General features: G+C 63.7%; 13 protein-coding genes (1 of these 13 cut by a window edge). 8 read left to right on the forward strand and 5 right to left on the reverse strand.

Translation table 11 applies throughout. The features are described 5' to 3' along the window. Positions 1 to 79: 79 nt before the first annotated feature. Together thiE and thiD are read right to left on the reverse strand one after the other, a co-directional pair. Positions 80 to 733, reverse strand: coding sequence for a thiamine phosphate synthase (gene thiE / locus ECTHA_RS0109255; RefSeq protein WP_025280757.1), 654 nt, complete (start codon positions 731 to 733; stop codon positions 80 to 82). Further along, positions 723 to 1,559 carry a bifunctional hydroxymethylpyrimidine kinase/phosphomethylpyrimidine kinase gene (gene thiD, locus ECTHA_RS0109260; RefSeq protein WP_026623673.1) on the reverse strand — a complete coding sequence of 279 codons (837 nt, stop codon included), beginning with the start codon at positions 1,557 to 1,559 and terminating at the stop codon, positions 723 to 725. The genes thiE and thiD overlap by 11 nt, the downstream gene beginning before the upstream one ends. Before the next feature lie 89 nt (positions 1,560 to 1,648). Between thiD and rd the strand changes: the two genes are divergently transcribed. Then, positions 1,649 to 1,813: a rubredoxin gene (gene rd / locus ECTHA_RS0109265; RefSeq protein ID WP_025280758.1), complete on the forward strand. Its 165-nt coding sequence runs from the start codon at positions 1,649 to 1,651 to the stop codon at positions 1,811 to 1,813. A gap of 107 nt (positions 1,814 to 1,920) precedes the next feature. On the opposite strand, the gene ECTHA_RS0109270 is transcribed toward rd, so the two are convergent. Continuing rightward, positions 1,921 to 2,586 carry a histidinol-phosphatase gene (locus tag ECTHA_RS0109270; RefSeq protein ID WP_025280759.1) on the reverse strand — a complete coding sequence of 222 codons (666 nt, stop codon included), beginning with the start codon at positions 2,584 to 2,586 and terminating at the stop codon, positions 1,921 to 1,923. 164 nt (positions 2,587 to 2,750) lie between these two features. On the opposite strand from ECTHA_RS0109270, the gene ECTHA_RS0109275 reads away from it, so the two are divergent. Together ECTHA_RS0109275 and ptsP are read left to right on the forward strand one after the other, a co-directional pair. Continuing rightward, complete coding sequence (locus tag ECTHA_RS0109275) at positions 2,751 to 3,275, forward strand: RNA pyrophosphohydrolase (protein WP_025280760.1); 525 nt, start codon at positions 2,751 to 2,753, stop codon at positions 3,273 to 3,275. Positions 3,276 to 3,317: 42 nt separating this feature from the next. Further along, positions 3,318 to 5,591 carry a phosphoenolpyruvate--protein phosphotransferase gene (gene ptsP, locus ECTHA_RS0109280; protein WP_025280761.1) on the forward strand — a complete coding sequence of 758 codons (2,274 nt, stop codon included), beginning with the start codon at positions 3,318 to 3,320 and terminating at the stop codon, positions 5,589 to 5,591. 21 nt (positions 5,592 to 5,612) lie between these two features. Here ptsP and ECTHA_RS0109285 read toward each other — a convergent pair whose 3' ends face one another. Next, entirely contained in the window at positions 5,613 to 6,122 is a 510-nt protein-coding gene (locus ECTHA_RS0109285) for a TlpA disulfide reductase family protein (RefSeq protein WP_025280762.1), read from the reverse strand. Positions 6,123 to 6,302: 180 nt separating this feature from the next. Between ECTHA_RS0109285 and argC the strand changes: the two genes are divergently transcribed. The 5 genes from argC to ECTHA_RS17840 all read left to right on the forward strand — a co-directional run bounded on the left by argC (position 6,303) and on the right by ECTHA_RS17840 (position 9,672). Beyond that, positions 6,303 to 7,337, forward strand: coding sequence for an N-acetyl-gamma-glutamyl-phosphate reductase (gene argC, locus ECTHA_RS0109295; RefSeq protein ID WP_274520825.1), 1,035 nt, complete (start codon positions 6,303 to 6,305; stop codon positions 7,335 to 7,337). Positions 7,338 to 7,340: 3 nt separating this feature from the next. Beyond that, positions 7,341 to 8,096 (forward strand): DUF6776 family protein, encoded by a 756-nt coding sequence (locus ECTHA_RS17830; protein WP_025280764.1) that lies wholly within the window; start codon positions 7,341 to 7,343, stop codon positions 8,094 to 8,096. Then, entirely contained in the window at positions 8,097 to 8,585 is a 489-nt protein-coding gene (locus tag ECTHA_RS17835; RefSeq protein ID WP_025280765.1) for a bactofilin family protein, read from the forward strand. Positions 8,586 to 8,664: 79 nt separating this feature from the next. Then, positions 8,665 to 9,027 carry an iron-sulfur cluster insertion protein ErpA gene (gene erpA, locus ECTHA_RS0109310; RefSeq protein WP_025280766.1) on the forward strand — a complete coding sequence of 121 codons (363 nt, stop codon included), beginning with the start codon at positions 8,665 to 8,667 and terminating at the stop codon, positions 9,025 to 9,027. A gap of 9 nt (positions 9,028 to 9,036) precedes the next feature. After that, a complete protein-coding gene (locus tag ECTHA_RS17840) occupies positions 9,037 to 9,672 on the forward strand; it encodes a tetratricopeptide repeat protein (RefSeq protein WP_025280767.1) in 636 nt (211 codons plus the stop codon). Here the strand turns inward: ECTHA_RS17840 and ECTHA_RS0109320 are convergent. Next, on the reverse strand, positions 9,669 to 10,336 hold the 3' portion of the coding sequence (locus ECTHA_RS0109320) for an anhydro-N-acetylmuramic acid kinase (protein WP_025280768.1). It continues 457 nt past the right edge of the window; only the last 668 of its 1,125 coding nucleotides appear in the window; its start codon lies off the right edge, out of view; the stop codon is at positions 9,669 to 9,671. The two genes, ECTHA_RS17840 and ECTHA_RS0109320, sit on opposite strands and share 4 nt — an antisense overlap.

Genomic DNA, 10,336 nt, shown 5'->3' on the forward strand with positions numbered 1-10,336 from the left:
GGACAAGATACTCGATATGGATGTCCCTGCAAAACCGGGGGCAGGCTGCACGCCCCTGGAAACGGGCTTGATCGGTGGGTCAGGTGCAACCTTCCGGGCGTGCCGTGGCGGCAATCCGTGCTGCGCCGGCCCGCACATTGGTGGCGCCAAACACGCCCTGGATCACCGCCGCCATGTGGGCCCCGGCGTGGAAGACCTGCCCGGCATTCTGCTCGGTGATGCCGCCGATGGCCGCAATGGGCAGGTGCAGTTCCGATCGCGCACGGCTCAGCAGCGACAACGGCGCGTGGACCGCCTCGGGCTTGGTGGCGGAGGGGAAGACCGAGCCAAAGGCCACGTAATCGGCGCCCTGTTCCTGGGCCTCGTGGGCCAGGTCCAGACGGTTGTAGCAGGAGACGCCGATGATGGCATCGGCTCCCAGACGCTCCCGGGCGCGCCGCAGGGGGCTGTCTTCCAGGCCGATGTGTACGCCATGGGCACCGCAGGCCCGGGCCAGCTCCACATCGTCGTTGATGATGAGCAGTGCTCCGTGTTCCTGGCACAGGGACACAAGGGCCCGGGCTTCGCTCAGACGGCGCGAATGATCCGTGGTCTTGTCCCGGTACTGCACCACCCGGGCGCCGCCATCCAGGGCCTGACCCACCATGGTTTCAAGCTGTGCGCCCAGGTCGGCGGGGGTGATCACGTACAGGCCGGCGAGGCCGGTGTGGAGGGGGTTGGCTTCAGTCGGCATGGCGGGTCTGGTCGTTGGGGTCATCCTCAATGTTCTCTCCAGCCCAGAACAGTCGATTGGGGATCATCTGCCCCATGCCCAGGCGGTGGGCGTGGCGCAGGGTGTTCCAGGTGTAGTTCAAGCCTTCGTGTACGGCGGCACTGGGGACGGTCCCCTGGGCCAGCAGGGCAGCGATGGCCGAGGAGAGGGTGCAACCCGAGCCATGGAAATGACCCTCCAGGCGATCCACGGTGAAGGTGTCCAGGCGGCGATGATTGCCGTAGAGCGTGTTGTGCACCCTGCCGGTCTTTTCGTGGGTGCCGGTGATAAGCACGTATTCCGTGCCTTGATCCAGCAACGACATGGCGCAGGCGTCCAGGGTGTCCGAGCCGGTGGCCAGGTTGCGGGCCTCCAGGCTATTGGGCGTCATGAGGGTGGTGAACGGGGCCAGCAGGGTCAGGATGCCGTCGATGATTTCCTCGTCGGCCAGTGCGGTGCCGCTACCGGAGGCCAGCACCGGATCCAGCACCACCGGCAGATCCGGGTAGTCGCTCAGCAGGGTGTGTACTGCCTGCACCGCCTCTATGGATCCCAGCATGCCGATCTTGATGGCCGCCACCGGCATGTCCTCCAGCACGGCCCGAGCCTGGTGGATGATGAGTTCCGCGTCCAGGGGGGCGAAGCCCATCACCCTGGCGGTGTCCTGCACCGTGATGGCGGTGATTACGGGCGCCGGATGGCAGCCCATGCTGATGATGGATTCGATGTCTGCCTGGATGCCGGCACCACCGGTGGGATCGTTGCCCGCCAGGGTCATGACGACGGGAACCGATGGCTGATCGATCATGCTAAGCTCCCCAACTTGATTTGATTACAGTGTACCACCTGGCCATGCCACCTCATTGCGGGTTGGCCGTCATCGGAGGAGTGTCAGCGATGAAAAAATATCAATGCGTGATCTGCGGGTTCATCTACGATGAGGCAGAGGGACTGCCTGACGATGGTATTCCGCCTGGTACCGCGTGGGCCGACGTGCCTGAAGACTGGGTCTGCCCGGAATGTGGTGCAGCCAAGTCCGATTTCGAGGAGATGGCTTCCTGATCCGGTAAGGGTGGGAGCGGGCCTCGCCCGCGGAGGGGGTGGCACCAGGTCTGCCTCACCGATTCGCTGGCAGGCCAGCTCCCGACCCCTATCAGGGAGTCCTGTGTTCAGGCCGTATCGCGCAGCGAGATCTGCTTCCAGCCCCGGGCTCGGGCGGTGTCTGCCAGGATCTCGTCGGGATCCACGGCGACGGGGTGTTCCACCCGCTCCAGCAGCGGCAGGTCGTTGTGGGAGTCGCTGTAGAACCAGCTGCCGTCCAGCGCCCGTCCGGGTTGGGTGTTCAGCCACTGTTCCAGACGGGTGACCTTGCCTCCCTGGAAGCAGGGCACGCCCTGGAGTTCACCGGTATAGCGACCGCCCTCGAAGTGGGGCTCGGTGGCCAGCAGGTGCTCCACACCCAGCAGGCGGGCGATGGGTTCGGTGACAAAGCGGTTGGTGGCCGTGATGATCACCAGTTCATCGCCAGCCTCCCGGTGCTCCGTCAGCAGGTTTTCGGCGCCCGGGGCAATCATGGGCGTGATGCGCTCGTGAATGAACTGATCTCGCCATCCCTGCAGTTGATCCAGCGGGTGAGCGGCCAGCGGCGCGAAGGAAAAACGGCAGAATTCCCGGATATCCAGGGTGCCCGCCTTATACTGCTCGTAGAAGCGGTGATTGAGGTCCTCGTATTGGCTTCTGTCCACGATGCCCAGATCCACCAGGAACTGGCCCCACTCGTGGTCGCTGTCTCCCGCCAGCAGGGTGTTGTCCAGGTCGAACAGGGCGAGGCTCACAGGCTTCTCCTTGTGGTGATGATGGGGGGCGTGTGATGTTAACTGATCCGGGTGCCCGGCTGCCACGCGCGGCGGTCTATCCGCCGGGATTGTGTGTTATTTGCCGATCCGCCCCGCTTATGGAAAAATGCAGGGCAACGAACGGCTTTCAGGTGGCTGCGTAAGTGATTGATTGTGATGGCTATAGGCCGAACGTGGGTATCATCCTGTGTAACCAGGATGGACGCCTGTTCTGGGCCAAGCGCATCGGGCAGCAGTCCTGGCAGTTTCCGCAAGGGGGCATCCGTCGGGATGAGACACCCACCCAGGCCATGTATCGAGAGCTGGCCGAGGAGACGGGTCTGGAAGCCTGTCATGTGGAGATTGTGGGGTGTACCCGCCACTGGCTCCGCTATCGGCTGCCCAAGCATTTGATCCGACGCCGCTCCAACCCGGTGTGCATTGGCCAGAAGCAGGTGTGGTTTCTGCTGCGTCTGGTGGGCGAAGACAGCTGCGTGCGACTGGATGCAGCACCCCACCCGGAGTTCGATTCCTGGCGCTGGGTCGATTACTGGTACCCCATGCGGGAGGTGGTGTTCTTCAAGCGCCATGTCTACCGTCGGGCGCTCAAGGAACTGGCGCCTTTGCTGTTTCAGGAGGACGTACCCTCCTGTCCTGCCGAGCGGCACTATCGTCCCCGCCGGCTTTGATCCACGGGCCGCACGAGCGGCTCATCACCCCTGGCCCCGCGCATGCTGCATGTACTCAGACGGATCGTCCTGGAGGTTGGCGCCGCCAGTAACCTGGCAGAGGCGCTGGAGATCATCGTTCGCCGGGTCAAGCAGGAGCTGACCATTGATGTCTGTTCCGTCTATCTGCGTGAGCCGGAGGCCAATGGTCAGCGCCTGTTGCTGATGGCCTCGGAGGGCCTGAACCCCGATTCCGTGGGGACGGTGGTGATGAACACCGGCGAGGGCCTGGTAGGGTTGGTGGCCGAGCGGGCCGAGCCGGTGAACCTGGAGAATGCACCCGACCATCCCCGCTTCAAGTATTTTCCCGAGACCGGCGAGGAGCGCTATCACGCCTTCCTGGGTGTGCCCATCATTCATAACCGGCGTCTGCTGGGCGTGCTGGTGGCGCAGCAGCGGGAGCGGCGGCGGTTCGATGATGAGCACGTGGCCTTTCTCATCACGCTGGCGGCCCAGCTGGCAGGGGCCATCAGCCACGCCGAACTGATTGGTGAGGTGGGCAAACGCCGCGAGGAGATCCAGCAGGATAACCTGCAGATCGCCGGCATCCCCGGGGCTGCCGGCGTCGCCGTGGGGCAGGGAGTGGTGGCCTATGCCCTGGCGGATCTGGAGTCCGTACCCGACCGGGACGCAGAGTCCGTCGAGAACGAGGAGACAGCGTTTCGCGAGGCGGTCAAGGAGGTTCAGGATGAACTCATCGAGATCAAGGACCGCATGGAAGACGTACTGCCCATGGAAGAGCGATTGCTGTTCGATGCCTATGTGATGATGCTGGGCAGCGACAGCCTGGTGAATGGCACGGTGGACCGCATCCGTGGCGGCAGCTGGGCCCCGGCCGCCCTGCGGGACACGGTGCGCGAGAGCACCCGTAATTTCGAGGACATGGACGATCCCTATCTGCGGGAGCGTGCGTCGGATGTGCGAGATATCGGCCGGCGCATCCTCATGCGTCTGCAATCCCATGTGCGGGAGCCGGAGGAGTTTCCGGAGCACACCATCCTCCTGGGCGAGGACGTGACCGCCACCCAGCTTGCGGAGGTTCCGCCGGACCGGCTGGCGGCGGTGGTCTCATCGCGGGGTACGGGCTCCTCCCATGTGGCCATCCTGGCTCGCGCCATGGGCATCCCCGCCGTCATGGGGGTGGCAGACCTGCCCGTGGGGCGTCTGGAAGGCCGGCAGATCGTCGTGGATGGTTACCGGGGCAATCTCTACATCCAGCCCACGGCGGAACTGCTGGAAGAATTCAAGCACCTGCAGGACGAGGAGAAGGAACTGGCCGAGGGCCTTCGCGACCTGGCCCAGGAGCCGGCCATCACCCAGGATGGTGTGGAGGTGCCAGTGTATGCCAACAGCGGTCTGCTGGCGGACATCGCTCCCTCCATCCAGTCCGGTGCCGACGGAATCGGCCTGTATCGCACGGAAGTGCCCTTCATGATCCGGGAGCGGTTCCCCGGTGAGGACGAGCAGACCCAGATCTACCGGGAGATCCTCAAGTCATTCAACCCCCGCCCGGTGACCCTGCGCACCCTGGACGTGGGTGGCGACAAGGCCCTGCCTTATTTCCCGGTGACGGAAGACAACCCCTTCCTGGGCTGGCGGGGCATCCGCATCACCCTGGATCACCCGGAGATCTTCCTCACCCAGCTGCGGGCCATGCTGCGTGCCAGCCAGGGTCTGAGCAATCTTCACATCCTGTTCCCCATGATCAGTTCCCTGGGGGAGCTCAAGGGGGCCATGCAGTTGCTGCAACGGGCCCGGGATGAGCTGCTGGATGAACACTATGTGATCCCGGTGCCCAAGGTGGGGGTGATGGTGGAGGTGCCGTCGGCTGTCTACCTGTCCGAGGCCCTGGCCCGGCGGGTGGATTTTCTCTCCGTGGGCACCAATGACCTGGTGCAGTACCTACTGGCAGTGGATCGTAACAACCCACGGGTGGCCGATCTGTACAACGGCTTGCACCCGGCGGTGCTACACGCCCTGGACCAGACGGCCCAGGGCGCTCACCGGGCGGGCAAGACCATCAGTGTGTGCGGAGAGATGGCGGCGGATCCGGCCTCGGTGATCCTGTTGCTGGGCATGGAGATCGATGCCCTGAGTGTCAACGTGGCGGCCCTGGCCCGGGTGAAATGGGTGATCCGCAGCTTCTCCAGGGAGCGCTGCCGGGAGTTGCTGCGACAGTGCGTCAGGATGGAGGAGCCGGCGGCTATCCGGGCGTTGCTGGATAATGCCCTGGTACAGGCCGGCCTGGGGGGGCTGGTGAGGGCCGGCAAGGCCTGAGCACGGTCGGCTGGGGCCGGATCAGCTCCGGGCTGGCAGCCACCTGTCCAGGTGTTTTTCCACCCGCTCCCAATCCAGGTCGCCCATCTTCTGATAGGCAATGCGTCCCCGGGGGGAGATCAGGAAGGTGGTGGGCGTGAGTTGCACATTGCCAAACGCCGGGGCTACCTGGTCATCACGGTCCAGGGCGACGGTATAGTTCACGTTTCGCCGGCGCACCATCTCTGCCACCTGTGCGGGCGGGTCGTAGTGCATGGCCACGCCAATCACTTGCAGGCCCCGCTCCCCGTACTCCGCCTTGAGCTGGTTGAAATGCGGGATTTCTTCCACGCAGGACGGGCAGGTGGTGGCCCAGAAGGTAAGCAGCACCGGCTGCCCCTGCAGATCTGCCAGGTGCAGGGTGGAACCGTCCAGGGTTTCCATCTCCACTTGCGGGGCGGTGCGCCCCCCCTCGGGGGCCAGCCACAGGGCCAGCAGCGCTCCGGTCAGGGCCAGGACGAAGATTCCGATGAATACGTCTCTTTTCTTCACGGTGTTGCGGTTCCTATGAGCGATGGATGTCTCGGCCCTGCATCATAAACGGCGGGACCGGAGTTTCGCCATGTTGTCCCGCTCGGCACGCCGTGCAGCCTGCGGGTTTTGTTATGATATCGACACGCGGGTGGGTCGCCAGGCCTGCCGCCTGAATGATCGTTAGCGAGTGGAGGTGAAATGGTGGTCAGGGTGGGCGTTGTCGGTGCGACCGGCTATACCGGGGTGGAACTGCTGCGTCTGCTGCTGGCGCACCCCGAGGCAGAGCCAGCAGTGGTCACCTCCCGAGGCAATGCGGGCGAGCGGCTCGATGCACTGTTCCCCAATCTGCGCGGCCAGTGCGATCTGGTCTTCCAGGAGCCTGATCCCGCTGCGCTGGGCGAATGCGATGTGGTGTTTTTCGCCACCCCGCACGGCGTGGCACACGCCATGGCTGCGGAATTGCTCAAACGGGGCACCCGGGTCATCGATCTTTCCGCCGACTTTCGCATCAAGGATGCGCAGGTCTGGGAGCATTGGTACAACCAGCCCCACGGGGCCCCCGAGTTGCTGGGGGAGGCGGTCTATGGCCTGCCGGAGTTGAACCGGGCCCAGATCCCGGAGGCACGCCTGGTGGCGGTGCCGGGGTGTTATCCCACCGCCGTCACCCTTGGATTCCTGCCGCTGCTGGAGCAGCAGCTGGTGGATCCGCTGCGTCTGGTGGCCGACGCCAAGTCCGGTGTCAGCGGGGCAGGGCGCAAGGCCCAGGTGGGATCACTGCTGTGCGAGGCCTCGGAAAACTTCAAGGCTTACGGCGTGGCCGGTCACCGTCACCTTCCCGAGATCCTGCAGACCCTGAGCCTGGCGGCCCGCAGCGTGCCCCAGCTTACCTTCGTGCCTCACCTGGTGCCCATGATCCGTGGCATCCTGGCCACCCTCTATGCCACGCTGGCGCACGTGGAAGTGGATCTGCAATCGGTTTATGAACAGCGTTACCGGGATGAACCCTGCGTGGATGTCCTGCCCGCCGGAAGTCAGCCGGAGACGCGCAGCGTGCGTGGCACCAATCTCTGCCGGTTGGCGGTGCATCGCCCCGGCGGTGCCGACACCGCTGTGGTCGTCTCGGTAATCGACAATCTCGTGAAGGGGGCTTCGGGACAGGCCATCCAGAACATGAACCTGATGTTTGGCTTGCCCGAGACGCGCGGGCTCGAGGCCATTGCCGTGTTGCCCTGATCCATGGTGCGCTGGCGCAAGGGGTTGCCGGATCTTTCCACGGGATATCACGTGGAGTATCGCAATCCCTGGCTGCGTACTGTGGTCAGGTTGGTGTTGGTGTTGCTGGTGCTGGGGGCCGGGTGGCAGTTGTATCACCTGGGGTATGCTCTGGGAGGGGGCGATTACGGCAGCGCCAAGACGGAGTTGCGTGATTTGCGTGAACGGGTGGCCGTGCTGGGCCGTGAAAACCGCCAGTTGCGACAGGACAACGCCCTGCTGCAGCGCGAACTGACCGTGGAGCGGGAAGTGTCCAATCGGGTGCGGCTGGACATACAGGGACTGGAACGGCGCATCCATGAATTGACCGAAGAGGTGGATTTCTACCGCAATATCGTTTCTCCTGACGAACTTGAGCGTGGCCTGCACATTCATAAGGTGCAGTTGACCCCGGCGGATGTGCCGGGGGCGTACCGGTACCAGTTGGTGCTGACGCAGGTTCAGGGCAATCGATCCCTTGAGGGCAGGGTGAACCTGCAACTGGAGGGGCGGCGAAACGGCGAGTCGATCCAGCTTGAGCATGGCGATCTCGTGCCCGGCGAGGTAGATGGCCGGCCGTTTTCATTCCGTTACTTTCAGGTGGTCAGCGGTCGCCTGCATCTGCCCGGCGATGTGATCCCCGAGGCCTTGATGGTCAGTGTGGAACCGGAGGGCTCGCATGCCCGGTCGGTGCAACAGCGCGAGACCTGGTCATCGCTGTTTAACGAAGGAGACTCTTGAATGTTGTCTCGACGCAAGAAGAAAATGAAGGTGGCCCGGGTGGATACCATCCTGGGTCGCAACAGTGTCATCGAGGGGGATCTCCGCTTTTCCGGTGGCATGCACCTTGAGGGCACCATCCATGGCAATATCAGCGCCGATGACCAGGATGAGGATGCCCTGCTGGTGATCAACGAGGGCGCAGTCATCAAGGGCGACGTCAAGGTGCCTCGGGTGGTCATCAGTGGTTCGGTCGAGGGGGATGTGCACGCCAGTGCGCGTGTTGAACTCTCTTCCGGTGCCCAGGTCACGGGCAATGTGTATTACACGCTCATCGAGATGGCCATGGGAGCCGAGGTCAATGGTAATCTGGTGCACCAGAGCAAGGAGGCCCTGAGGCTGGAGCATCTGAAAGTGCCCGGTGAATCCCACGGCACCGAGCCGCCATCTCGGGAAGGCGGGGCAGAAAAGCCTGTGTCGGGGGTTTCCTCCGGGAGCGCACATTCTTGACCGTTTCTCTGGGCGAATGCTAGCGTACCACCAAGGCCCGGTTCGGGCACATCAACCGCGATTACGGAGAGGCAGATTCATGACTGCAACCGAAACCACCAACGACACCATGCCCAGCCCGCTGAATTTCACCGATTCGGCTGCCGCCAAGGTGAAGGCCCTGATTGACGAGGAGAACAATCCCTCATTGAAGTTGCGCGTCTTTGTGAGCGGCGGCGGCTGCTCCGGCTTCCAGTATGGCTTCACCTTTGATGAAGACGTCAACGACGGTGATACCTCCGTCGAGAAGGGGGGCGTCACCCTGCTGATCGATCCCATGAGCTACCAGTATCTGCTGGGGGCCGAGATTGACTACACGGAAAGCCTGGAAGGCGCCCAGTTCGTCATTCGCAACCCGAACGCCACCACGACCTGCGGGTGTGGTTCTTCCTTCTCCGTTTGAGGTCAGGGCATGGATCCGAGCCGCCTGATGGCCCTGGTGCGTTTTGGCTGGTATCGCCTCATGGCGCTTTTCGGTCATTGCACGGGGCAGTTCAACATCGGTTACATGTATGCCAAGGGTTACGGCGTGCCACAGGACGCGGAAAAGGCCGTGGCCTGGTATCTCAAGGCAGCGGAGCAGGGTGATGTGCATGCCCAGAGCAACCTGGCCCTGATGTATGTAAAGGGGCAGGGGGTCGAGCAGGATGATGGCAAGGCGGTGCACTGGTACCGCCTGGCGGCGGATCAGGGCAGCACCAATGCTCAGTGCAATCTGGCCTTCATGTACCTCCATGGGCGCGGTGTGGCCGAGGACCCGGCTCAGGCAGTCCATTGGTATCGGCTGGCGGCCGATCTGGAAAATCCCTCGGCCCAGTGCAACCTGGGCGTTCTGCATGCCAATGGCAATGGGGTGCGCCAGGATCAGGTTCTGGCCTACATGTGGTCGGAATTGGCAGCAGCTCAGGGGTATGAGCTGGCCCGGGAAAATCGCGACCGGTTTGCCCAGGGCATGACCGCGGCTCAGATTGAGGAGGCGCGTCGCCTCGCCCGCGAATGGGCGCCGGGGACGAGAGTCGATGCCCAACCCGCACCGGTGGCCACTTAAACCACCTCTCCGGGGTGAATGCTGCCGAGCACCACCGCCTTTCGGGCGCCAGTGACCGAAGGCACATTGCCCGGCCGCCCGGCCAGGGTCTCCCGGGCCAGCCAGGCGAAGGCCATGGCTTCGATCCAGTCGGGCGACAACCCAACGGCTTCGGTGGACTCCACGGTGGCGTTCGGCAGTCGTCGGCCGAGGCCCTCCATCACGGCCCGGTTGTGAACGCCTCCCCCGCACACCAGCACCCGTTGCGCACTGGAAGCGTGACGGATGATGGCGTCACTGGCACTTGCCACCGTCAATTCCGCCAGGGTGCGCTGAACGTTGCGGGCCGGAATGGGTCGGTCGGCCATCTGTAGCTGCTTCTTGATCCACTGAAGATTGAAATACTCCGTGCCAGTGCTCTTCGGTGGCGGTTGCATGAAATACGGATCCCCCAGCATGGATGCCAGCAGAGGGTCGTCCACTTCGCCGCCCGCAGCCCAGTCACCCTGTGCATCCCAGGGTTGACCTCTTTCGTGGCGTATCCACGCATCCATCAAGGCATTGGCCGGGCCGGTATCAAAACCCTGCAGCGGGGCTCCCTCGTCAGCGGGTAGTACCGTGATGTTGGCAATGCCCCCCAGGTTGAGGATGACCCGATCTTCTGTTTTCGAGCGCATCATGGCGC

The sequence above is a fragment of the Ectothiorhodospira haloalkaliphila ATCC 51935 genome (assembly GCF_000633935.1).
GTDB lineage: Bacteria > Pseudomonadota > Gammaproteobacteria > Ectothiorhodospirales > Ectothiorhodospiraceae > Ectothiorhodospira > Ectothiorhodospira haloalkaliphila.

Excerpts from the sequence above, each read along its gene's own strand:
- thiE (WP_025280757.1), bottom strand. The coding sequence starts at position 733 with ATGCCGACTGAAGCCAACCCCCTCCACACCGGCCTCGCCGGCCTGTAC.
- ECTHA_RS17830 (WP_025280764.1), top strand. The coding sequence starts at position 7,341 with ATGGTGCGCTGGCGCAAGGGGTTGCCGGATCTTTCCACGGGATATCAC.
- ECTHA_RS17835 (WP_025280765.1), top strand. The coding sequence starts at position 8,097 with ATGTTGTCTCGACGCAAGAAGAAAATGAAGGTGGCCCGGGTGGATACC.
- ECTHA_RS17840 (WP_025280767.1), top strand. The coding sequence starts at position 9,037 with ATGGATCCGAGCCGCCTGATGGCCCTGGTGCGTTTTGGCTGGTATCGC.
- rd (WP_025280758.1), top strand. The coding sequence starts at position 1,649 with ATGAAAAAATATCAATGCGTGATCTGCGGGTTCATCTACGATGAGGCA.
- ptsP (WP_025280761.1), top strand. The coding sequence starts at position 3,318 with ATGCTGCATGTACTCAGACGGATCGTCCTGGAGGTTGGCGCCGCCAGT.
- erpA (WP_025280766.1), top strand. The coding sequence starts at position 8,665 with ATGACTGCAACCGAAACCACCAACGACACCATGCCCAGCCCGCTGAAT.
- argC (WP_274520825.1), top strand. The coding sequence starts at position 6,303 with ATGGTGGTCAGGGTGGGCGTTGTCGGTGCGACCGGCTATACCGGGGTG.
- thiD (WP_026623673.1), bottom strand. The coding sequence starts at position 1,559 with ATGATCGATCAGCCATCGGTTCCCGTCGTCATGACCCTGGCGGGCAAC.